The organism is Kitasatospora sp. NPDC058048, from assembly GCF_042885555.1.
Classification (GTDB): domain Bacteria; phylum Actinomycetota; class Actinomycetes; order Streptomycetales; family Streptomycetaceae; genus Kitasatospora; species Kitasatospora lactacystinica.
This window is the reverse complement of the sequence record NZ_JBHVRT010000017.1, coordinates 35,592-57,359: the sequence shown is the minus strand read 5'-3', so window position 1 is coordinate 57,359 and position 21,768 is coordinate 35,592. Positions and strand designations below refer to the sequence as shown.

Here is a 21,768-nt window from a genome sequence, read left to right as displayed (position 1 = left end):
AGCGCACGGGGTCACTTGTTGATGCAGGTGTTGCCGGTGACCGGGTTGAGGAGCGAGATGATGCCGATCGAGTTCCCGCAGACGTTGGCCTCCAGGTTGATCGGAACCTGGATCACGTTGCCGGACAGGATGCCGGGCGAGCCGATGGCGGCACCGTTGGCGGTGGCCTCACCGGCGGAGGCGGTGCCGGCCCCGGCGAGGACCGCGGCCGCGGCGAGGGCGGTGGCGGCGAAGGTGGTACGCATACGCATTGCGTCACTCCTTGTGAGCAGAGCGGGTCGAAGTGTGACGATCACACCTCGCCCACGATCACAAGCGATCAGCTCCTCCGCACGCCGGATTGCCCCGTCCTAGGGCGTGTCGGCCTCCCGCCCCACCCGCGCCGCCGCCGCGGGAGCGGCGACGTTCAGTGATTCCAGCAGCTCCCGGGCCGGATGCAGCCCGGGCTCGGCCGCCACCGCGCGGTGCAGCAGCCCGAGGGCGAGCGGCTCGTTCCCGGCCGCCAGGGCGTCCAGCGCCCGGTTGTAGTCGATCCGTCCGGCGTAACGCAGCCGGAACAGCACGGACAGGTCCTCCCGGCAGGAGGGGCAGCGCAGGGTCTGCGGATCCGCCGGGACCCTGCACAGCGGGCACGGCACCTCGGGCGCGTCCGGGATCCCCTGGACCCCCGGGGCCGCCGGGACCTCCGGCACCTGCGGGAAGGCGTCCACGGCGCTCATCGCGGCCCCGCCTCCTCGGGGCGGACCGGGCCGAGCGACTCCTGGGCCGGCTCGCTGCCCAGCTCCCGCTGCGCCTGCGCGTACAGGGCCAGCAGGTTCGACATGTGGGTGTTGACCTCCGCCATGTTGGGTGCCTCCACCGCCTCGTCCAGCCCGCGCAGCTCGGCCATGATCAGCTGACCCAGGGCGGGCGAGACCATGTTCTGGGTCACGTAGACGTTGCACATGGTCAGCATCCGCATGGTGTGCCCGAGCGCGTCGCACAGCTCGTCCGCCCGCTGGGCCGCGCGCACCGCGCCCTCCCAGTCGGCCGCCTCGCGGCGCAGCCGCAGCTCCGCGGCCACCGACCGCAGCCGGTCCAGGTCGCTCGGATCGAGGTGCTTCTCGCAGTAGTGGATGAACAGGCTCAGGTACGCCTCCGAACCGCGCACCCAGCGCTGGGCCTTGAGCTGCTGCTGGGCCCGCTCCAGCGCCGCGTCCACCGACCGGCCCCGGGTCTGCCCGGCCGCCAGGTCGTCCAGGCTGTCCATCAGCCGCTGCGCCTCGCGCATCTCGGCCTCGGTCAGCTCGCCGCCCCAGCGGTCGGTGAAGGACTCGATCTGCCGCTGCTGCTCCTCGACCTGCACCTTCAACTCGGGGTCGAGGGTGACCCGTTCCAGCTTGACGGTCTTCTCGGCGCCGCCCTGGATCCGCACCGACAGCGTGATGGTGCGGTCCCGGTCGAGGCCGAAGGAGACCTCCACCGGGGTGCGGCCGCCCAGGCCCTCGGGCAGCCGCAGGGTGAGGTGGCCGATCAACTCGTTCTGCTGGGCGATCTCGTGCTCGCCCTCGTAGACCGCGATCTCCAGCCGCTGCCGGCCGCTGCCGGAGACCACGAACTCCCGGCTGACCGGCGAACTCGTCGGGTAGCTGGTGTTCTTGGGGATGATGACGGCGAGGCGGCCGTCGTTCAGCTCGATGCCGAGGTTCTTCGGGGTGATGTCGAACGGGTTGGTGACCTGCGCCAGCTCGCCGCAGCCCGGGCAGACCTCGCAGCCGGGCGGGTTCACCAGGCCGCAGGAGGCGCAGCGCAGGCCCACGTCCTCGGCGGCGGTGCCGGCCACCCTGGTGTGGCCGGGGGCGGCCGAGTTGAGCGGCTCGCCGCACAGTTCGCAGGCGGTGACGCCGGGGGCGGCCGGGGTGCCGCAGCGCGGGCAGTTGCCGCCGTGCACCACGGCGGTGGCCCGGGTCTGCCGCGGGACCGTCCCGCCGGCGCCGGTGGCGCCCGAACCGTCAAGATCTTGCTCGCACTTGGGGCAGGCGGCGGCGTCGGCGTCGACCGGGATGTGGCAGGTCGGGCAGGAGACCCGGGCGCCGCCGAGCAGGGTGGTCGCGCAGTTGGCGCAGTTGGAGGCGGACAGGTCCCCGGGGGCCCGGCACTCGGGGCACTCCACCTCGCCGACCAGCGCGGACTGGACGGCCGCGCCGAGCGCCACGCACTGCATCGGGTTGACGCCGCGCCGGATCCGGCGCGGGCCGAAGACCTCGCCGAGCCGGCGGGCGACCAGCGGGATCGCGGTCGAGCCGCCGACCAGCACCACCTCGTCGATGTCCCCGACCGTCAGGTTGGCCTGCATGATGGCCTTGTGGGTCAGTTCGATGGTGCGCTCGATCCGGGCCTCGATCAGCTCCTCGAAGCGGGCCCGCTCGAACTCCGTCTCCAGCACCAGCTGCCCGGCGCCCAGGCCCGGCAGGATGACCTCGGAGGACTCCTGGTTGGAGAGCTCGATCTTGATGGTCTCGGCGGTGGCGGCGATCTTCGGACGGTCGCGCAGGTCTGGCTGGTACTCCGCGCCGTACTCCTCGCGGATGTCCTCCAGCAGCGCGGTGGTGATTCCGCGGTCGAAGTCGTCGCCGCCGAGCAGGTTGTCGCCCTCGATGCCGAGTACCGAGACCGAGCCGGGCACCAGCAGCAGGATGGAGATGTCGAAGGTGCCACCGCCGAGGTCGTAGACCAGGACGGTCCGCCCCTCGTCGCCCGCCTCGGAGGTGATGCCGTAGGCGAGGGCGGCGGCGGTCGGCTCGTTGATGATCCGCAGCACGTGCAGGCCGGCCATCCGGCCCGCCTCCTGGGTGGCGGCGACCTGCCGCTCGCCGAAGTAGGCGGGGACGGTGATGACGGCGCGGTGGAAGGGCTCGCCGAAGCGCTGCTCGGCGTCCTCCTTGAGGCGGTGCAGGATGATCGCGGAGATCTCGATCGGAGTGTACGAGCGGCCGTTGAACCAGACGTTGACGTCGCCGTCGGTGCCCGCGGTGACCTTGTAGTCCACCTCCTTCAGGGCCGCCTGCACCTGCGGGTCCTTGAACTTGCGGCCCATGAAGCGCTTGACCGAGCGGATCACGTTGACGCCGTCGACGGCGATCCGGCTGCGCGCGGTGGAGCCCACCAGCAGCTCGCCCTTGCGGCCGCTGCCGACCACGGAGGGCGTGGCCTCCTGGTTCTGCCGGTTGAAGATGATCTCCGGCTCGCCCCGGCGCAGGTGGGCGACCACGGAATTGGTGGTGCCCAGGTCGATGCCGAGTGTGCGGTACATGTCGTTCCCCTCTTGCCCCTCGTGGTCCTGGCTACTTCTTGCGCTTGGCCTGCTTGGCCACGGCCTTGCCCCGGCGGCGGGCCCGGGGCGGGGCCGCCTTGGGCTGGGCCCGGGTGATCGGGTCGACGGCGGCGGCGGGCTCGGTCGCGAACGCGGCGGCGATGGCGGGCGGGACGGCCCCGGCGGCCCCGGGCGCGTCCGGCGCCTCGGGCTCGACGGGTGCGGCGGTCCCGGCGGCCTCGGCGACTTCGGTGACCTCGGTGGCTTCGGTGGCTTCGGGCAGCTCCGGCTCCGGGATCGGCGGCGGGAAGTCCTCCACCGCGGCCTCCACCGGCCCGCCCCCGGGCTCCGGCCGCGGATCCGGCTCCGGCTCCGGCTCCGGCACGGCGACCACCACCTGGGCCCGGCGCAGCACCTCGTCCCCCCAGAAGAACCCGGTCACCACCGTCCGCACCACCGTTTCCGGCGCCACCCCGGCGTGGGGCTCGGTGCCCACGATCTCGGTCAGGTCCGGGTCCGCCGTCATGCCCTCCAGCCGCATCGGCCGCACCCCGGCCTTGGCGAGTTGCCCGAGCAACCGCCGCCGGGTGGCCTCCAGCCCGGCGCCGCGCCCGAGCGCCACCAGCTCGCGGTCCAGGCCGAGGGCGGCGAGCGCGTCGTCCACCTCGACCAGGATGCCCAGCAGTTCACGCTGCTCGGCCCGGGCGGTCTGCTTCTGCTCCGTCAGCTTGCTCCCCAGCAGCGAGGCCCGGAAGAGCAGCCGGCCGAACGCCTGCTCCAGGTCGACGTCCTCGACACCGGGCGGGATCTCCAGCCGCCGGTGGCCGTCGAACGCGTCCGCGGCGGGCGTGCCGGTGGGTGCGTCGGCAGGTCCGTCGGCGGGCGCGCCGGAGCGTACGTCGGCGGGCGGGTCGGCGGGCGTGCCGGTGGGTGCGTCGGTCATTCGGGTACCTCGATCTGCGGCAGCACGGACAGGTCCGCCGCGTAGCGGACGGGGACGGGCGGTTCGGGGTCGGCGCCGCCGGGGGCGGGCTCGGCGAAGTCGGCGGCCAGCTCGGCGCGGTGGAGGGCGGGCAGGGCGGCCGGCGGCAGCGGTGGGCGCTCGATCACCAGCAGCGGCTCGGCGAGCGCGGGGGCGAGCAGCTCGGCGGTCTGGTCGACCGGCTCGGGCGGGAGGGGCTGCTGGAGGTCCGCCTCCAGGCGCCGGTCCGGGTTGCGCAGCAGCGCGGCGGCCTCCTGGATCTGCTGGCGGGTGTACCGGCCGGCCCGCATCGCCGGTCCGACGGCGAGGTTGATCTCGCGCACGCCGGCCGTGAGCGGGATGCCCAGGACCTCGTACGGCGACGGTTCGTTCAGTGGCATGGCGGGCGGTCTCTCTCCTCACGGTGTCGGGGACGGCTCGGGGCGGCGGCCCGGGTGACGGCCCGGGTGCCGGCCGCGGTCTGCGGCGTACGGTCTGGGACGAAGCCGACTTCCTTGCGGTTGCCGTCAGCGGAGCGAGTTGATCCGCAGCTGCATGACGCGCAGCTCGACGTCGTCCGGGCTGTACTCGACGGCCTGGCGGGCCAGGTCCCGGGCCTCGCGCAGCTTCCGGGCATTGGCCTGCTGGACGGCGAAGGAGCCGTAGACGATGCCGAGTTCGCCGCGCAGCTTGTCGGTGTCCTCCGCGGTGCCGGACAGTTCGAGAGCCTCTTCCAGCAGCCGGATCGCCGCGCGGTAGCGGCGGCCCTCGTAGTGGCTGATGGCCTTGCCGCGCCAGAGGCTGACCATCAGCCGGCGGATGTCGGTGGAGTCGTCGTAGGACCTGGCCTTCTGGAGCATCGCGGCCTGGTCGGTGAACGGCTGGTCCTGCATGCCGTCCACCACGTGGTTGGCGAGCATCACCGAGACCCGGCGCGGGGCCTCCTGCTCGACCCCGCCCTCCCATTCCGGGTCGGCGCGCAGCGCCTCGGCCATCCACTCGACGGCGCGCCGGCGGTCGTCGGCGAAGGCGGCCGAGCGGGCGAGCTGGCGCAGCACGAAGGCGAGGCCGAGCCGGTGGTCCGGATCGGGGTTGAGTTCGATCAGCGCCCGCCAGGCTTCGGCGGCCTCCACGAGTTCCGCGTCGGTGGCGTCGGCGTGGCTGAGCTGGCCGGCCCGGTTGCCGAGGGCGGCCTCCAGGAAGTGGCGGGCGGTCGGGTCGCCGGGTGCCAGCTCCAGGCTCTTCTCCAGCAGGGCGACGGCGCGGGGGTAGTCCTTGTCCTCGTTGTTGATCTTGCGTGCCCACTGGGCGTAGGTGGCACCGAGGTCGCCCTGCACCTCGGGGTCGTCGGGGGCCAACGCCAGGGCCTTCTCCAGGAGTTCGGCGGCCCCGGCCTGGTCGTCCAGGTTGTTCTTGAGCAGCGCGCGGGCCGCTCGCAGGCCGGACTCGGCGGCGATGGCGGCGGCGTCGGCGGGCAGCCTGGCACCGGGGACGGACCGGGCGCGGGTGAGGCTCTCCAGGGCCTCGCGCCAGTCCTGGTTGCGGTGGTGCTCGCGGGCCTGGCTGACCAGGGACTCGCCGAGCAGCGACTGCCAGTCCTCGCCGCGCCGCTGTTCGGGCACCGCGTCCAGGGCGGCGACGGCGGCGGCCTGCCGGCCCTGGAGCTGCAGGTAGCGCTGCGCGCCGAGGTCGCCGAACAGGCCGAGGGCCCGGGTGGGCGCGGGCGCGTCGGAGCCGGCGGGCCGCCGCCAGGCCTGTACGGCCTGCTCGAAGGCCTCGGCCCAGCCCGGGAGTTCGGGATCGTCGCGGAGCAGCCCTTCGAGGGCGGGGCCGAGCGCGAGACGGCGGGCCGGGCGGCCGGGCAGGGTGATCCGGATGTCCTCCTGGGCGAAGGCGTCCGCGCAGTGCGCCTCCATGCCGAGGCGCAGCGTCCAGGCGGTGACCTCGTCGCCACTGCGCCCGGCGGCCCGGTCCAGGGCGCGCAGGTCGTCGCGGAGGCGGTCGATCAGGGCGGCGCGGGCGGCGGCCAGCCGCTGGGGTTCGGCGGTGCGGCCGGTGATCCGGGCGGACTCGGTCCACAGCTCGGGCTGGTGCAGGGCGGCGACCAGGCAGCCGAGCGTCCAGGCCCAGACCTCGTCGCCGGGGGCGTCGGCGGCCTCGGGGACGCCGGGGGCATCAGGGGAATCAGGGGTGCCGGTGGCAGCGACGGCGACGGCGAGCCGGTAGCCGGCCAGGCCGAGGGCGTGCAGCAGCCGGGGGTGGGCCGGGTCCTTGACCAGCAGCTCGCGGTAGACCTCCCAGGCCTCGCGGTGGCGACCGTCGAGGGCGGCCTGGTGCGCCTCGTGCTCGGCCAGCAGGACGAGCGCGCCGGCCGCCCGCTCGCGGCCCGGCAGCTCGTCCCCGGGGGCGAGTCGGAGCGCCTGGCGCAGGTCGACGGCGGCCGGGCCGAGCCGCCCGGCCGCGAGGGCGGCGCCCGCCCGGCGGACCAGGACGGCGGCGCGGGCCGTCCCGGCGTCCGCGGGCAGACCGGCCAGGGCCTCGTCCAGCCGGCCGAGTTCGGCGCGCAGCAGGGCCAGGTCGAGCCGGACGGGCGCGGCGGCGGCGCCCTCGCCGAGCGCCTCGGCCCAGCGGGCGAGCACGGGTTCGGCTTCTTCGGGGGTGCCGGCCCGGCGGGCGCAGTCGAGGACGGCGCGCAGGGCGGGGGCGGCGCAGCGCACGCAGCGGGCCGAGCCGGCGGCCTCGGGGGTGTGCTGGTGGTCGGGGCAGGCCTCGCGGCCGCAGCCGCCGCAGGTGCCGGCGGCGGGGCGGTCGCAGAAGGCGCAGTCGGCGGTGGGCGCCGTGCCCGCCGCCGTGCCCGAGGCCAGGAAGTACCGGTACCAGTCCAGTGCGGCGGCCCAGTTGCCGGCCCGTTCGGCGAGCAGGGCGCGCAGCCGGGCGGTCGCCGGGTCGCCGGCCGGGTCGGGCGGGCCGAGCAGGGCGATCGTCCGGGCCGGGCGGCCCGCCAGCAGGGCGACGGCGGCCAGGTGGTAGCGGTCGCGCAGGCCACTGCCGGCGTCGAGCAGGGTGGTGACCGGCTCCGGGGTGCCCTCGGCCAGGGCGAGGGCGGCCCGCAGCCGGGCCTGGCGGTGGGTGAGGGCGCCGGGCAGGGTGTCGGCGAGGGCGAGCGCGGCGGCGGCGCGGGCGCGCGGTTCGGCGTGGTCCCGGCCGGTGACCAGCAGGTGGGCGGCTTCGCGCAGGGCGGCTTCGCGCAGGGCGGCCCGGTAGCCGGGGGCGGCCGGGTGCTCGGCGGTGGCCTGCTGCCAGAGTTCGCGGGCGGCCGTCGGGTCGGTGGCCAGGCGGGTGCGGGCGAGCCGGTCGCGGGCCAGGGCCCGGCGGGGGCCCAGGTCCTCGTCGTCGAGCGACTCCCAGCGGGCGAGGGCGCCGGCCGGGTCGTCGGCGCGGACGCGGGCGAGGCCGTGGTGGAAGGCGGCGACGGCGGTCCAGCGGCTTCCGGGTTCGGTGTCGGCCTCGGCACGCAGGATCGGCTCGGCCTGTTCGGCCTGACCGGCGGCGAGCAGGGCGGCGCCGAGCCGGACTCTGGCGGGGCGCCAGTCGGGGGCCCCGCCGAGGCCGGCCCGGTAGTCGGCGGCGGCCTCGGCGGGGCGTTCGGCCCGCTCGTGCACCAGGGCGAGGCCGAACCGGGCCGGGGCGTGGTCGGGCCGGACGGTCAGGGCGGCGGTGAACTGCTCCCGGGCCGGTTCGTCGGCGCCGAGCAGCAGGGCGAGCCGGCCGAGGGCGTAGCGGGGGCGGGGGTCGGTCGGGCTCTCGCCGGCGGCGGCCGCGAGGTCGGCCCAGGCCTCCTCGGTGGCGCCGAGGCGCTGGCGGGCCAGGCCGCGGAAGAGCAGGGTGTCGGTGCGCAGGGCCGGGCCGCGCCCCCATGGGGAGGGTTCGCCGGGGCCGCGGCGCAGGGCCTCGTCGAAGGCGGTGACGGCGGGTCGGTCGCGGTGCAGGGTGTAGAGCTGGGCGCCCCAGCGGAACCAGAGTTCGCCGCTGCCGGTGGGGGCGGCGGCGGCGAGCAGGGCCTCGGCCTCGTCGGCCCGGTCGGTGGCGCTCAGCAGGGCGGCCCGGGCGAGCACGGGCCAGTCCCGGCCGGGCAGGGCGGCGAGGGCGGCGGCGGTGACGTGTTCGCGCTGGTCGGGGGCGCCTTCGCGGCAGCGGTGCTGCAGCCAGTCGACGGTACGGGCGGCGGTTTCGGCCTCCTCGCCGGGCTCGGCGCCCTCGGCGGTGGCCCGGAGGAAGGCGAGCAGCGGACCGAGGTCCCCGTCGGGGGCCCGCATCCGTTCCTCGGCGAGGCTGCGCAGGCTCCACCGGGGCAGCTGCCGGGCCGGGTCGGCGAGCAGCGGGTAGGCCTCGCGGTGCAGGGCGAGGGTGGCCTGCTGGTCGCCGGTGGGGACGGTGGCCTCGGCCTGGCCGAGCAGGGCGAGGCCGCGCTGCGGGCGCAGTTCCTCGGGGGCGTCGGCGAGTCGGCGGGCCAGCCGGGCGTAGCGGCGGCGGGCCTGGGCGGCCCGGCCGGCGGCGAGCCGTTCGGCGGCCGCGGCCAGGGCCTTCGTCACCGTCGCGGCGTCCAGGGTCCGTCGGCGGCGGGCCAGGACGACGGCGGCCGCACCGGCCAGCGCCAGCACGACCAGCAGCACCGCTATCAGTGCCATGCACCGTCCCCCTGTGTTCGGACACCGACCATCGCATGATCAACTGCCTTTGGGCGATCATGAGTTGACGTCGTGTCGTGATGTTGCCGGGCGCCATCAGAATAGGCCCTCGATCGGACGGACGAACAGGAAAGAGCACTATCCTGGGCATCGCGTCGCCGGCGGAACGGCAGCACGGCAGCGGCTCAACAGCAGCGCGCCAACAGCGCGTCCACAGCGGTCAGTAGCGTCGGGGGTCGTGTGTCGGAGTCGCGTTGGGTGCCCGGGCTCCGCTTCGGGCCGGAGTTCGACCCGGAGCAGTACGAACTCCTGGAGTTCCACCACCGGGGCGGTGAGGCCGAAGTGTGGCGGGCGGTGCGCACCGGACACAACGGGCGCAAGGAACTGGTCGCCGCCAAGATCATGCTGGAGCGCGACCCGACCGAGGTGCGGCGCTGGCTCGGCCGCTGGGACGACGTCTCGCACAACGCGCACCGGCTGGGCGTCACCGACCTGGTGGTGCCCAGCTTCCTGCTCGGCCCCTCCCCGCACCGGCCCGGAACCCCGCCCGGCGGCGCACTGCTCGGCTACCAGATCTCGCCCTGGGTCGAGGGCGTGCCGCTGCACACCTGGGCACGCGGCCAGCACGGCGGCCCGTCGGCGGTGGCGGAGGTGCTGACCCGGCTCTGCCGGATCGTCGACGAGCTGCACCGCAAGCGCTGGGTGCACCGCGACATCTCCCCCGCCAACGTCCTGGTGGACGGCCAGGGGCAGGTCAAGCTGATCGACCTGACCTTCCTCGCCCCGCTGGACCACACCCTGACCGTCGCGGTGTTCACCCCCGGGCACGTCCCGCCGGAGGCCGAGCAGGTGGGCGGCTTCCCGACCACCGCCAAGGACCTGTTCGCGGTCGGCACCCTCGCCCGCATCCTGCTGCTGCCCGACCACGGCCGGCTGGACCACCGGCTGGCCGCCGAGCAGGCCCGCGCCGAACTGCTGGCCGCGGGCTACGGCGAGGAGTTGGCGCGCTGGGCCTGCGAGCCGCTGGCCCGCGAACCGGACCGCCGCCCCTCCCCGCTCGGCCCGTGGGCCGCCCGGGGCCGCGAACTGCTGCGCGGCCACCGGCCGGTGGCGCGCACCGCGGGCCTGGCCGTGCTGCCCGACCCGGCCGGGGGGCCGCTGGTGGTCACCGGCGGCGCCGACGGCACCGCGCTGGCCGGGCCGGGCAGCCGCGACCGGCGCCTTCCGGCCGGCCAGGGCCTCTCCGCCGTACGGGAGTTGAGCGCCGGATGGGCCGGGCCCCAGGGCGAGCTGGTGGTCTGCGCCGAGGACCGCGGCGGCACCCTGTGGGTCGGTACGGCGACCGGCTGGTGGGAGGCGGCGCGCGGGGTCAACGGCCTGGCGGGCGCGGTCGGTTCGACCGGGGAGATGACGGTCTGGACGGCGGTCGGCGGCGCGCTGCGCTCCTACCGCTGGGCCCCCGGCCGCACCCTGACCGGGCAGGAACACCCCGGCTGCCCGGCCGACCGGGTGCTCGCCGCCGAGGAGGAGCGGCCCGGCGCCTGGCTGCTGCTGGTCGAGCACCGCGAGCGGGTGCTGAGCTGGCGGCCCGGCGCCGTGCGGCCGCCCGTCCCGGTGGGCCCGGCCGGTCCGCTGCGCGCCGGGGCGCTGGCCCGCACCTCCGCCGGACCGCAGGCCGCCACCCTGCGGGCGGACGGCTCGGTCCAGTTGCACACCCTCGGCGCGGCCGGGGCGGGCACCGAGATCGGCGACGGCGAGCCCTCGCTCGGCATCGCCATGGTGGGCCACCGCGGCGGCCCGACCGTCGCACTGGCCGGCGCGGGCGGCGTACGGCTGCGGCTGCCGGCCGGCGGCGCCTCCCGTCGGCCGCGCTGGTGGCGGCCCACGCTGCGCCCGGCCACCCGGGTGGCGCTGGCCATGGGCGACGACTGGCGGCTGTGCCTGGCGGCGGTGGTGGAGGGCGAGTTGCAGGTGTGGCAGGAGGACGCGGCGTACCGCTGGCAGGCGGTGGGGCTGCCGGAGGACTGATCGGCCGGACCGACGCCGAGGCCCCGGAACCCATGGCGGGGTTCCGGGGCCTCGGCGGAAGCGGGGCCTCGACGGAGGCGGCCGCTCAGCGGAAGCGGCGCAGCCGGAGGCTGTTGCCGACCACGAAGACCGAGGAGAAGGCCATCGCGGCCCCCGCGATCATCGGGTTGAGCATCCCGGCCGCGGCCAGCGGCAGGGCGGCGACGTTGTAGCCGAAGGCCCAGAACAGGTTGCTCTTGATGGTGCCCAGGGTCTTGCGGGAGAGCCGGATGGCGTCCGCCGCTGCCAGCAGGTCGCCGCGGACCAGGGTGAGGTCGCCGGCCTCGATGGCGGCGTCGGTGCCGGTGCCCATCGCCAGGCCCAGGTCGGCCTGGGCGAGCGCGGCCGCGTCGTTGACGCCGTCGCCGACCATCGCCACGACCTTGCCCTCGGCCTGCAGCCGCTTGACGGTGTCGACCTTGTCCTGCGGCATGACCTCGGCGATCACGTGCTCCGGCGCGATGCCGACCTCGGCCGCCACGGCCTCGGCGACCAGCCGGTTGTCGCCGGTCAGCAGCACCGGGGTCAGACCCAGTGCGCGCAGCTTGCCGATCGCCTCGGCGCTGGTCGGCTTGACCGCGTCGGCGACCTCCAGCACGGCCCGGGCCTCGCCGTCCCAGCCGACCGCGATCGCGGTGCGGCCGGCCGCCTCGGCGGCGGACTTGGCCTCGGCCAGCGTCCCGGGCAGGTGCTGCGACCAGGCGTTCAGCAGGGCCTCCCGGCCGGCCACCACGGCGTGGCCGTCCACCACGCCCTGGACGCCCAGGCCCGGGACGTTCTCGAAGCCCTCGACGGCGGGCAGTTCGCCGGCCTTGGCGGCGGCGGTGGCGATCGCCCGGGCGATCGGGTGTTCGGAGGCGTGCTCCAGGGCGCCGGCCAGGCGCAGCACCTCGGCCCGGTCCACGCCCTCGGCGGTGTGCACCGCGAGCAGGGTCATCTGGCCGGTGGTGACGGTGCCGGTCTTGTCCAGGACGATGGTGTCGACCTTGCGGGTGGACTCCAGCACCTCCGGGCCCTTGATCAGGACGCCCAGCTGGGCGCCGCGGCCGGTGCCGACCAGCAGGGCGGTCGGGGTGGCCAGGCCGAGGGCGCACGGGCAGGCGATGATCAGCACGGCCACCGCTGCCGTGAAGGCGGCGGTCCAGCCCTCGCCGGTGCCCAGCCAGTAGCCGAGGGTGGCCACCGCGAGGGTGATCACGATCGGCACGAAGACCGCGGAGATCCGGTCGGCGAGGCGCTGCGCGGCGGCCTTGCCGTTCTGCGCGTCCTCGACCAGCCTGGCCATCCGGGACAGCTGGGTGTCGGCGCCGACCCGGGTGGCCTCGACCACCAGCCGCCCGCCCGCGTTGACGGTGGCACCGGTGACGGCGTCCCCGACCCCGACCTCGACCGGAACGGACTCGCCGGTCAGCATCGAGGCGTCCACGGCCGAGGCGCCCTCGACCACCACGCCGTCGGTGGCGATCTTCTCGCCCGGCCGGACCACGAAGCGCATCCCCACCGCGAGGTCCGCGATCGGGATGCGCAGCTCGGTTCCGCCGCGCAGCACCGTCACGTCCTTGGCGCCCAGTTCCAGCAGCGCCTTGAGCGCGGCCCCGGCGGTGCGCTTGGAGCGCGCCTCGAAGTAGCGGCCGGCCAGGATGAAGGCGGTGACGCCGGCCGCCGCCTCCAGGTAGATGTTGGACGAGCCGTCGCTGCGGCCGATGGTGAACTCGAAGCCGTGCCGCATGCCCGGCATCCCGGCGTCGCCGAGGAACAGCGCCCACAGCGACCAGAGGAACGCGGCGAGGGTGCCGAGCGAGACCAGGGTGTCCATGGTCGCGGCGCCGTGCCGGGCGTTGGTGAACGCGGCCCGGTGGAACGGCCAGGCGGCGTAGGTGACGACCGGGGCGGCGAGGGTCAGCGACAGCCACTGCCAGTTGTCGAACTGGAGGGCCGGCACCATCGCCATCGCGATCACCGGCACGGCGAGCGCCACCGCGGTGAACAGCCGCTGGCGCAGCGGGGCCAGTTCGTCGGCCGGCCCGGACCGCTCGGCGCCGCCCCCTTCCGCGGCCGGGGGCGCGGGCAGCGCGGCGGTGTAGCCGGTGGCCTCGACGGTGGCGATCAGGTCGGCGACCTCGACCCCGCCCTCGAAGGAGACCTTCGCCTTCTCGGTGGCGTAGTTGACGCTGGCGGTGACCCCGTCCATCCGGTTGAGCTTCTTCTCGATGCGGGCCGCGCAGGAGGCGCACGTCATTCCGCCGATCGAGAGTTCCACCTCCGCGGAGGCGGGTGCCTGGGTAGTCATCGTCGCTCCTCGTGACGTCGTCGTGCGGTACGTTCGGCGGCCGGGGCCTTCATACCTAGGAGGGGTATCGGGCAGTGCCGGGTTCCTTTATACCCCCATGGGGTATCGGCCGCAAGGCTTGAGCGATACCCCTGGCAGGTATTTTCCCCGAGCGGCGACCGCTTGACTCGATACCCCCATGGGGTATTCACTCAAGGGCGTCGCCCGGCTCATGCGGGCCTGAGCGCCCGCCCCGTCCCCGCCCCCCTTTCGCTCCGCGCCACGAGGAGAAACCGCGCCATGAACACCCCGCTGCGCATCACCGCCTTCGCCGCCGGACTCGCCGCCGCCTTCGGCCTCGCCCTCGGCGCCGGCCACGCCACCGGCAGCGGCGGCCCCTCCCCCAAGCCCGCCACGGCAGGGCACGCGGGGCACACCCAGGAGACGGGCGGCGGCGCCAAGCACCTGCCCGGCGGGCTCCAGATCTCCGAGCGCGGCTACACGCTCAGCGTCGAGAACCCTTTCGTGACCGCCGGCTCCCCCACCGACCTGCGCTTCCGCATCCTCGGCAGCGACGGCAAGCCCGTCACCGCCTACCAGCAGGAACACGAGAAGGACCTGCACCTGATCGTCGCCCCGCGCGACCTGTCGACCTTCCAGCACCTGCACCCGGCCCTGTCCGCCGACGGCACCTGGAGCGCCCGGACCGCCGTCCCCGCCGCCGGGGAGTACCGGGTCCTCGCGGACTTCACCCCGGCCGGCGCCGCCGAGGGACTCACCCTCGGCGCCGACCTGCACGCCGCGGGCGACCTGCGGCCCGCCCCGCTGCCGGAGACCGGACGGACCGTCACGGTCGACGGCTACACCGTCACCCTGGGCGGCGACCTCACGCCCGGGCGCAGCGGCAGGCTGACCCTGAGCGTCAGCAAGGACGGCAGGCCCGTCACCGACCTCCAGCCCTACCTCGGCGCGTACGGCCACCTCGTCGCGCTGCGCGCCGGCGACCTCGCCTACCTGCACGTCCACCCGGACCCCGGCGCCCCGGGCCCGGAGATCGGCTTCACCACCACCGCCCCGAGCACCGGCGGCTACCGCCTCTTCCTGGACTTCAAGCACCAGGACACCGTCCGCACGGCGGCCTTCACCGTGACGACGGACGGCGCCGCCGCCCCGGCGGCCGGGGAACCGGGCGGCGACCACCAGCACTGAGCAGGCCCGCACGAAAGGTGTCGGGCGATCCGCGAAGGGATCGCCCGACACCTTCTCTGTTCACTGGAACGGGCGCCGATCGGCTTGCCTGAGCACGGAGAGAAGAAGAGCTTCGGCGTTGCCCGGAGTGACCGCCCGGAGCCACGACTCGGCGTGGGGATCAGGTGCAGCCGGTGCCGCCCGGACCGCCGAAGAAGATGTACTCGTTCCACGGATCGGGAGCACTGCCGACGAATACGGTGAAGCAGTTCGGCGATGCCTGGACTCCGGTCAGCTTCGCGAACTGGGACGTGTTGTCGGTCGCGAAGTAGTAGATGTCGCGCTGGTAGGCGGCGTACTGCCAGCCGCTCTCGGCGAACGCGCCACTGCCCATCGGCGGCCACGCCACGTTGTTCACCACCTCACCGCCGTAGTCGACGTCCTGGGCGTTGCTCGCGAGCTGGCCGCCGCCGAACAGCGAGCCCGGGTAGTAGCCGACCGCGTTGCTCGCCGTGGTGCCGCCCAGATAGAGCCACCAGTTCCCGCCCGAGAGGTAGTAGGTCACCTCGAGCTCGTACTGTGCGCCGCCCGAGACGCTCACCGGGCCGATCGTGCCACCGATGGCCCAGGCGCTGTTCGTCTGGACGAACGCCGAGCAGTCGAGGTTGTAGCACCCGGTGTTCTGGTAGCCGTCGGCCGTCCAGTAGATGAAGAGCACCGGCTGGGTGGTGCCGTACTTCGCCGGGTAGACCTGACAGCCGCACTCGACGGTCTGCACGGGTGAGCCGCCGGCGTACCAGTGCTGGGAGAGCGAGAAGATCTCCGACCCGACGCCGGGGTCCCAGATGTTGACGAAGTCGTGACCGCCGAGGTTGTCCACCACTTGGAAGGCATGCGCGTACTTGTGGATGCCCGAGTCGGCTTCAGGAGGGCTCAGTCTGGGGTGGCGGCCTTCCCCCTGCGGATACTTCCGGTGGAAGTTCTGCACGCTGCCGCTCCTCGCCAGTTCCTCAAGGGTGACGCGACGCATCGCGATCGTACCGGGCGGGCACGACATCGCGTGGCCGAACTTGTCCAGCCGGTCGGACCGCAGCTGCGGCTGGATCGGCGTGCCCTGGCCGGCGCTCCGTGGCCGGGCCACAACCGGAGCGTCGGGCGGTGCCGGGGGAACGCTGAAGCTGCCTCTGAGGGCGGGCTGGCTTTCGATCGGCACGCAGTCGAAGACCTGCCCATTGGTGTCGACGAAGCTGTGAGTGACCTCGACACCCGCATAGATGTTCCTGATGTACTCCACCATCGCGGAGAAGGAGTCCGCGTCGGTCGTGCCCGCCAGTCCCCGGCGCACAAAGTCCTCGTGCCGGGCCGAATCCATGGAGTCCATGAACTTGGCGAAGCTGGGGAAGGCCGGGTCGTCCTGCGGCGCCATGGTCGATTCTCCCTTCGATCACTGCGCGTAGTGATCGGGTGACAGTTCCCCTCCCTCCACGCTAGGCCCGCATCCGGCCAGTGTCCTGCCAGGGAGCGGGAGTTGTGGACCATGCAACATTCCCGGCGTCCGAACGTCCCTGTGCGGGAAGTCGGCCCGTCCGACGTCCCGCACAGACCTCCTGCCGGACGGCCGCCCACGCGGGGGCGCGGACGCCGGGGACCGCGTCGGGCGACGCGGCCCCGGGGCGCGGGGTGCGCGGGGTGGCCGCCGGGAGCAGCGGGCCGACGGCGAGGACCGCCCAGCCGGCGCCGAACACGCGGCGGGCGCCGCACCGCGGGCCGTCAGTCTGGTCGAGGCCGCCACGCTCCCGCTGCCCGGGCTGACGGCCCTGCAGACACTGGACTGGCTCGCGGTGTCCGCCGGGCAACGGCTGCTGATCGCCGGCGCCGCCGGCGCGGTCGGCGGGCTCGCCCTGCAGATCGCCCGGGCCCGCGGCGTCGAGGTCGACACCCTGGTCTCCCGGGACGGGCAGGCCGCCTTCGCCCGCGAGCACGGCGCCCGGCTCGCCTCCACCGACCCGGCCGCCTTCCGGGCGCGCGGCTACGACGCCGTCCTCGACACCTTCGGGGCCTTCGCGGCCCCCGGGCCCCTCGGCTCCCACGTCACCGGGGCGGTCGCGGACGGCGGCCGTTACGCGTCGATCGCCACCCAGGCCGGGCCCGCCCCCGACCTCTCCGCCCGGGGTGTGCGCAGCACCGTCCACCAGGTGCGCGAGGACGGCGCCGGGCTGGGCGAGCTGGCCCGGCTCGTCGACGACGGCGCCCTGCGGCTCCGGGTGCACGCCACCTACGGCCTCCAGGAGGTCCGGGCCGCACACGAGCGGTTCCGCGAGGGCGGGCTGGCCGGGAAGATCGTCGTGACCTTCTGAGCCCGCCGTCCCGGCCGGGGCGGTGGGCCGCCGGGTGCGGCGGTCGGCCGGCGGCCGGGACGGTGGCCGGGGACGGTGGCCGGGGACGGTGGTCTGTGCGGTGGCCGAGGCAGTGACCAGTACGGCGGCCCGGATCAGCCTGCCGCCCGCGGGAGTTCGCCGACGCGGTCGACCGCCCCCTTCGCGAGGACCGCGGACGTGCCGACCACCGTCCCGGCCGGCCCCGCCTCGCCGGCCTCGCTGAGGACCGTGCGCTCGCCGAGGAACGCGTACGTGGTCCGGTCGAAGACCCACTGCGTCTGCCGCCCGTGCGCCGTACGGGCCACGGCGACGCCCTCCCGGCCGGCGGCGTCCCCGGCCGACGGGACCACGGTGACCCCGGGGATCCGCTCGGCGGCCCGGTAGAGCGCGGCACTGACCCGCGGCGGTGCCCAGGTCTCGGCCAGCAGGTCGCCGATCGCCGCGAAGGCCCGCTGGTCCGGGTCCTGGCCGGCACCGCCCTGGCCCGCACCGCCCTGGCCCGCACCGCCCTGGCCCGCACCGCGGGTCTGCTCCCGGATCAGCCTCAGCAGGGCGTCCGGGTCGGTGGGCAGCGAGGCGACGTACGCGTGGGTCGGTTCGCCGATCGACGGGCCGCTCCCGCGCGAGGCGTCGGGCCGCGGCGACGCCCCCGGCCGGTCGAGGAGGAGGACCGGCCCGTCCTCGCCGAGCCGGGTGTCGGGCCCGCCCTCCTCGCGCAGCAGGCCGGGACGGCTGCCGTCGGCGGACAGCCAGACCTGCCGGGTGTGCGCGGGAGCCATCGTCACAGGGCCGCCCGCCGCACTCTGCGCGGCGTAGGCCACCCGGCTCTCGATGAAGACGAACCGGTCGGCGCCGACCGTCGGCTGCTCCGGCCCCGCCGCGGCGGCGAGCGCGATCCGGTCGAGGAGCCGAACCGCTTCGGAGGCGACGGCGGCACCGCCCTGCGCCACCGTACGGTCGCGCCCGGCCGTCCCCGCGCCCCCGAGGTCCACCGCCAGGACACCGGCGACCGCGAGCGCGCAGGCCAGCGCCGGCACCGCGATCCGGAACCTTGCCGGACGCCGGAACGGGGCCCGCGGGGCGGAGCGGCGGCCCGGCGGCTCCGCGGATCCGGCGGCCCGGCGCAACACCCGTTCCCTCAGCAGCAGTTGACGATCCGCACCCAGGCCGGGCACCGCCGGCGGCGGCAGCAGCTCGGCGAGCTCGCGGCGCTCGGACTCCTCGGACACGTCCGATCTCCCGCGTTCTCTTGGCTCCGGGCGCGGCCTGCCGCGCCATGGGGTGGCGTTCATCCGTGGCCCTCCTGGGTCGACGGCCGGAGCGCGGGGAGGCGGCCCGGTACGGGCAGGGCGGGGGCGGCGGCGCGGACCCTGGCGTGCGCCCTGGCCGCGGCTCTGGCCTCGGCATGGGCCTCGGCCTCGGTGAGTTCGCGCAGCCGGGCGCGGGCCCGGGACAGCCGCGAGCGGACCGTGCCGACCGGTGTGCCGAGCGCCTCGGCCGCGCTCGCGTAGTCCAGTCCGGCCCACACCACGAGGGTGAAGACCTCCCGGTCGCGGCGCCGGAGCCGGGCGAGCGCCCGGCGCGCGGCACGCAGCTGCTCCAGGTCCGCGAGGTGCGCGACCAGGTCGTCGGCGAAGTCCGGGACCGAACCGCGCTCCGGGATCCGGGCGAGCGCGAGGTCACGGCGCCGACGGGCACGGGCATTGCGGCGCATGACGTTGGTCGCGATCCCCAGCAGCCACGGGCGCAGCCCGTCGCCGTCGGGGTGCAGCCGCTCCCGGCCGCGCCACGCCTCCAGGAAGGTCGTCGAGACGACGTCCTCGGCCTCCGCCCAGTCGCCCGTCACGCGCAGGGCGTAGCGGTACAACACCTGGGCGTGCTCGTCGTACAGCTCGCCCAGGACGTCGGGGTCGCCGCGGCGAAGACGCGTTCTCATGAGTGCTTCCACACTCTGCCCTGCCCGGTCCGGCGCCCGGGTTCCGGTGACATGGGTCACAGGAACTCCCCCGTCCGTCCGAGCAGTACAGGACATGACCGCAACCTCCGCTGCCCGTTCCGCACGCCGCTCCGCCGCTCGTTCCGTCCCTCGTTCCGCCGCCCGTTCCGTTCCTCGCCGGAACGCCCTCCGGGTCCTGGCCGTCGCCGTCGCCCTGGTCGGCACCTCGACCCCCGCCCTCGGCGGCACGGCCTTCACCGGCACGGCCTTCGCCGCGGAGCCGGAGACGTACACCCTCACCGTCAAGCACCTGGACCGCGCCGGCCGCGCGACCGCGCCGTACCGGACCAGCGTCACCGGGATCTCGGGCCCCGGCGCCGACACCTCGGTCCAACTGGACGCCCCCTCCGGCACCACCACCGTGCGGCTGCCCAAGGGCCGGTACCTGCTGGACAGCAATCTGACCTCGGGTCTGGAGCCGGGCGGCACGATCTGGACGGACTGGATCGTCCAGCCGCGCCTCGACCTCGACCACGACACCACCGTCACCGTCGACGCGCGGACCACCGCCCTCGTCGACGTCCGGCCGCCGGACGACACCGCGCGCTTCCGGCACAGCGGGATGTTCGTCGAGGTCACCCACGAGGGTGCCACCCGGACCGTCAACGTCGCCAACGGGTCGCCGAACCTGCGCGTCGCCCACCTCGGACCGGAGACCGAGGCCGGGGAGGTGAAGCAGTGGTTCGACGTCAACTGGGAGACCGGTACCGGCGGCTACCTGCTCGGCAGGACCTTCTCCGGCACCCGCGCGCTGACCGGGCTCAGCAAGCACTACTCCGCGCGGGAACTGGCCACCGTGAACATCCGCGGTGCCGCCGGACCGGGCGGCGCCGGCACCGCGCTCGTCAGCCTCCAGCCGACCGACGGAGCGAGCATCGGCGAGTCCCGGAGCATCTCCACCCCCGGCACCGCCACCTTCCTCGTCGCACCCGAGCGCGGCACCTGGGACATCGGCGTCACCGTCCCCCGCGCCGACGGCAGCAGGCCGAACCACTACACCGCCGACCGCCTCGCCGTCCGGGCCGGCACCACGACCACCCACACCTTCGACGGCCCCGTCTTCGGCCCCGCGCTCACCGACCGGCCCGCCGTCTCCCGCGACGGCGACCGGATCACCGCCGACGTCCCGCTGCTCGCCGACGGCGACGGCCACGCGCCGTGGACCCCGTCGTTCGACACCGCCTACACCTCGCTGTACCGCGACGGCGTGCTGGTCGGTGCCGCGTCCGGCGCGGCGGGACGCGGCGAGTTCACCGTGACCCCCGGCAAGGCCCCGTACCGCCTGGCCGCCACCGCGACCCGCAAGGCCGCGGCCGGCGCGACCACCCGCGTCAACGCGTCCTGGACCTTCACCTCGGCCGCCACCACCGGGCCGACCGCCCTCCCGGTGAGCGTCGTACGGTTCTCCCCCGAGCTCACCCCGGCCGGCACCGCGACGGCCGGCAGCCCGCTGCGCATCCCGATCACCGTGCAGGGCGCCGCCGCGGACGGCCGCACCCGCTCGCTGACCGTCTCGGCCTCCACCGACGGCGGCGTCTCGTGGACCCGCCTCCCGGTCGAGGCCGGCGCCGTCACCGTCCAGAACCCGCCGGCGGGCACCGCCGTCTCCCTGCGCGCCGAACTCACCGACGCCGACGGCAACACCCTCGACCAGACCATCACCGACGCCTACCGCACCCGGTGACCCCCACCCCCTCCTGACGGTTCGGTCGGTCCCCGGAGGTTCCGGCCGCATCGACGCGTCCTTGAAACGATGCCTCTCGGCATGCCGAGAGGCATCGCCGCGATTCTCCCCAGGTGCCCGGGTCAGGCGGGGGTGGCGGTCAGGGGGCGGGCCGTCGGGTTGAGGTTGCGGTGGATCTCCAGTGCGGCGGTGGAGCGGTTCAGGGTGATGTAGTGCAGGCCCGGGGCTCCCTCGTGGAGGAGGCGCCCGGCCATCCGGGTGGCGTGGTCGACGCCGATGCGGTGGGCCTCCGCGCGGTCGCCGCGGGCCGCTTCCAGTCGTCGTGCCAGGCCGGCCGGGAAGGAGGCGCCGCTGAGCTCGGCGAAGCGGCTGATCTGGCGCACGTCGGTGGCGGGCATGATCTCGGGGATGACCGGGGTGTCGCAGCCCGCCGCGGCCAGCCGGTCGCGCAGCCGCAGGTAGTGCTCGACCTCGAAGAACATCTGGGTGACGGCGTAGTCGGCGCCGGCGCGGCACTTGGCGACGAAGTGCCGGATGTCGCCGTCCCAGTCCGCCGAGCGCGGGTGGCGTTCCGGGAAGGCGGCCACTCCGACGGTGAACGCGCCGCAGTCCTTGACCAGTTGGACCAGCTCGGCCGCGTACCGCAGGCCCTGCGGGTGCGGCTGCCAGGCGCCGTTGGGGTTGCCCGGCGGGTCGCCGCGCAGGGCGAGGACGTCGCGGATGCCGGCGTCCGCGTAGCGCCGCAGGACGGCCTGGAGTTCGGCGGTGGAGTGGCCGACGGCGGTCAGGTGGGCCACCGGGCGCAGGGTGGTCTGCGCGGCGATCAGCTCGGTGGTGCCGATGGTGCGGTCGCGCGAGGAGCCGCCGGCGCCGTAGGTGACGGAGACGAAGGTCGGCGCGACCGCCTCCACCCGCCGGATCGCCGCCCACAGGGCGCGTTCACCGGCTTCGTCCTTGGCGGGGAAGAACTCGAAGGAGTAGGTCCGCTCGCCGGCCGCGAGGATCTCGCGCAGGCCGCGCGGGGCGGCGGGCCGGGTGCTCTGGTCCATGGGGTTCACCTCTGGTGATGGTGGTGGTGTCGGTCGTCCGGGGGATGCGGGGCAGCGCCTCCACCTTGCCCGGGACCCCGCAACAGGACTGTCACAGCGCCGGGTTGACGTCCGCGCCCCCGTCGGACAGCGCTGCGGCGGCCGGACGGGAGGGGTCGCGGGGAACTCTCTTCATTACCCTAGGGGGGTATGGTAT

Annotated in this window: 15 protein-coding genes; 4 read left to right on the top strand and 11 right to left on the bottom strand. The window is 75.2% G+C overall.

Translation table 11 applies throughout. The features are described 5' to 3' along the window. Positions 1 to 11: 11 nt before the first annotated feature. The 6 genes from ACFVVA_RS19420 to ACFVVA_RS19395 form a co-directional block, all read right to left on the bottom strand. Positions 12 to 251: a chaplin gene (locus tag ACFVVA_RS19420; protein ID WP_380547606.1), complete on the bottom strand. Its 240-nt coding sequence runs from the start codon at positions 249 to 251 to the stop codon at positions 12 to 14. A 99-nt stretch (positions 252 to 350) separates the two neighbouring features. After that, complete coding sequence (locus tag ACFVVA_RS19415; RefSeq protein ID WP_387691018.1) at positions 351 to 719, bottom strand: hypothetical protein; 369 nt, start codon at positions 717 to 719, stop codon at positions 351 to 353. After that, entirely contained in the window at positions 716 to 3,292 is a 2,577-nt protein-coding gene (locus ACFVVA_RS19410; protein ID WP_387691016.1) for an Hsp70 family protein, read from the bottom strand. Before ACFVVA_RS19410 ends, ACFVVA_RS19415 begins: the two co-directional genes overlap by 4 nt. Positions 3,293 to 3,323: 31 nt before the next feature. Further along, positions 3,324 to 4,235 carry a nucleotide exchange factor GrpE gene (locus tag ACFVVA_RS19405; protein ID WP_387691014.1) on the bottom strand — a complete coding sequence of 304 codons (912 nt, stop codon included), beginning with the start codon at positions 4,233 to 4,235 and terminating at the stop codon, positions 3,324 to 3,326. Further along, positions 4,232 to 4,654: a hypothetical protein gene (locus ACFVVA_RS19400; protein WP_387691012.1), complete on the bottom strand. Its 423-nt coding sequence runs from the start codon at positions 4,652 to 4,654 to the stop codon at positions 4,232 to 4,234. The genes ACFVVA_RS19405 and ACFVVA_RS19400 overlap by 4 nt, the downstream gene beginning before the upstream one ends. Positions 4,655 to 4,780: 126 nt before the next feature. Continuing rightward, positions 4,781 to 8,941 (bottom strand): hypothetical protein, encoded by a 4,161-nt coding sequence (locus tag ACFVVA_RS19395; RefSeq protein ID WP_387691010.1) that lies wholly within the window; start codon positions 8,939 to 8,941, stop codon positions 4,781 to 4,783. Positions 8,942 to 9,181: 240 nt separating this feature from the next. Between ACFVVA_RS19395 and ACFVVA_RS19390 the strand changes: the two genes are divergently transcribed. Next, a complete protein-coding gene (locus tag ACFVVA_RS19390) occupies positions 9,182 to 10,969 on the top strand; it encodes a hypothetical protein (protein ID WP_387691009.1) in 1,788 nt (595 codons plus the stop codon). An 85-nt stretch (positions 10,970 to 11,054) separates the two neighbouring features. Here ACFVVA_RS19390 and ACFVVA_RS19385 read toward each other — a convergent pair whose 3' ends face one another. Beyond that, positions 11,055 to 13,298 carry a heavy metal translocating P-type ATPase gene (locus ACFVVA_RS19385; protein ID WP_387691007.1) on the bottom strand — a complete coding sequence of 748 codons (2,244 nt, stop codon included), beginning with the start codon at positions 13,296 to 13,298 and terminating at the stop codon, positions 11,055 to 11,057. Positions 13,299 to 13,577: 279 nt separating this feature from the next. Between ACFVVA_RS19385 and ACFVVA_RS19380 the strand changes: the two genes are divergently transcribed. Next, positions 13,578 to 14,486 (top strand): hypothetical protein, encoded by a 909-nt coding sequence (locus tag ACFVVA_RS19380; RefSeq protein WP_387691006.1) that lies wholly within the window; start codon positions 13,578 to 13,580, stop codon positions 14,484 to 14,486. 160 nt (positions 14,487 to 14,646) lie between these two features. On the opposite strand, the gene ACFVVA_RS19375 is transcribed toward ACFVVA_RS19380, so the two are convergent. Beyond that, positions 14,647 to 15,891, bottom strand: a complete 1,245-nt coding sequence (locus ACFVVA_RS19375; RefSeq protein ID WP_387691004.1) for a neprosin family prolyl endopeptidase — start codon at positions 15,889 to 15,891, stop codon at positions 14,647 to 14,649. Between the two features lie 415 nt (positions 15,892 to 16,306). On the opposite strand from ACFVVA_RS19375, the gene ACFVVA_RS19370 reads away from it, so the two are divergent. Further along, a complete protein-coding gene (locus ACFVVA_RS19370; RefSeq protein WP_387691002.1) occupies positions 16,307 to 16,822 on the top strand; it encodes a zinc-binding dehydrogenase in 516 nt (171 codons plus the stop codon). Positions 16,823 to 16,956: 134 nt separating this feature from the next. On the opposite strand, the gene ACFVVA_RS19365 is transcribed toward ACFVVA_RS19370, so the two are convergent. Together ACFVVA_RS19365 and ACFVVA_RS19360 are read right to left on the bottom strand one after the other, a co-directional pair. Continuing rightward, positions 16,957 to 18,072: a CU044_5270 family protein gene (locus tag ACFVVA_RS19365; RefSeq protein ID WP_387691000.1), complete on the bottom strand. Its 1,116-nt coding sequence runs from the start codon at positions 18,070 to 18,072 to the stop codon at positions 16,957 to 16,959. Between the two features lie 59 nt (positions 18,073 to 18,131). Beyond that, entirely contained in the window at positions 18,132 to 18,779 is a 648-nt protein-coding gene (locus ACFVVA_RS19360; RefSeq protein ID WP_387690998.1) for an RNA polymerase sigma factor, read from the bottom strand. Positions 18,780 to 18,873: 94 nt separating this feature from the next. Here ACFVVA_RS19360 and ACFVVA_RS19355 point away from each other — a divergent pair, with 94 nt between their 5' ends. Then, positions 18,874 to 20,523 (top strand): serine protease, encoded by a 1,650-nt coding sequence (locus tag ACFVVA_RS19355; RefSeq protein ID WP_387690996.1) that lies wholly within the window; start codon positions 18,874 to 18,876, stop codon positions 20,521 to 20,523. A 122-nt stretch (positions 20,524 to 20,645) separates the two neighbouring features. Here the strand turns inward: ACFVVA_RS19355 and metF are convergent, their stop codons facing one another. Then, the gene (gene metF / locus ACFVVA_RS19350; protein ID WP_387690994.1) at positions 20,646 to 21,572 is read right to left on the bottom strand and encodes a methylenetetrahydrofolate reductase [NAD(P)H]; all 927 of its coding nucleotides are present in this window, start codon (positions 21,570 to 21,572) and stop codon (positions 20,646 to 20,648) included. Positions 21,573 to 21,768 lie beyond the last annotated feature (196 nt).

What these genes read in the sequence shown, in the direction of transcription:
- ACFVVA_RS19420 (WP_380547606.1), bottom strand. Translation starts at nt 251, where the DNA reads ATGCGTATGCGTACCACCTTCGCCGCCACCGCCCTCGCCGCGGCCGCG.
- ACFVVA_RS19415 (WP_387691018.1), bottom strand. Translation starts at nt 719, where the DNA reads ATGAGCGCCGTGGACGCCTTCCCGCAGGTGCCGGAGGTCCCGGCGGCC.
- ACFVVA_RS19410 (WP_387691016.1), bottom strand. Translation starts at nt 3,292, where the DNA reads ATGTACCGCACACTCGGCATCGACCTGGGCACCACCAATTCCGTGGTC.
- ACFVVA_RS19405 (WP_387691014.1), bottom strand. Translation starts at nt 4,235, where the DNA reads ATGACCGACGCACCCACCGGCACGCCCGCCGACCCGCCCGCCGACGTA.
- ACFVVA_RS19400 (WP_387691012.1), bottom strand. Translation starts at nt 4,654, where the DNA reads ATGCCACTGAACGAACCGTCGCCGTACGAGGTCCTGGGCATCCCGCTC.
- ACFVVA_RS19395 (WP_387691010.1), bottom strand. Translation starts at nt 8,941, where the DNA reads ATGGCACTGATAGCGGTGCTGCTGGTCGTGCTGGCGCTGGCCGGTGCG.
- ACFVVA_RS19385 (WP_387691007.1), bottom strand. Translation starts at nt 13,298, where the DNA reads ATGACTACCCAGGCACCCGCCTCCGCGGAGGTGGAACTCTCGATCGGC.
- ACFVVA_RS19380 (WP_387691006.1), top strand. Translation starts at nt 13,578, where the DNA reads ATGAACACCCCGCTGCGCATCACCGCCTTCGCCGCCGGACTCGCCGCC.
- ACFVVA_RS19375 (WP_387691004.1), bottom strand. Translation starts at nt 15,891, where the DNA reads ATGGCGCCGCAGGACGACCCGGCCTTCCCCAGCTTCGCCAAGTTCATG.
- ACFVVA_RS19360 (WP_387690998.1), bottom strand. Translation starts at nt 18,779, where the DNA reads ATGAGAACGCGTCTTCGCCGCGGCGACCCCGACGTCCTGGGCGAGCTG.
- ACFVVA_RS19355 (WP_387690996.1), top strand. Translation starts at nt 18,874, where the DNA reads ATGACCGCAACCTCCGCTGCCCGTTCCGCACGCCGCTCCGCCGCTCGT.
- metF (WP_387690994.1), bottom strand. Translation starts at nt 21,572, where the DNA reads ATGGACCAGAGCACCCGGCCCGCCGCCCCGCGCGGCCTGCGCGAGATC.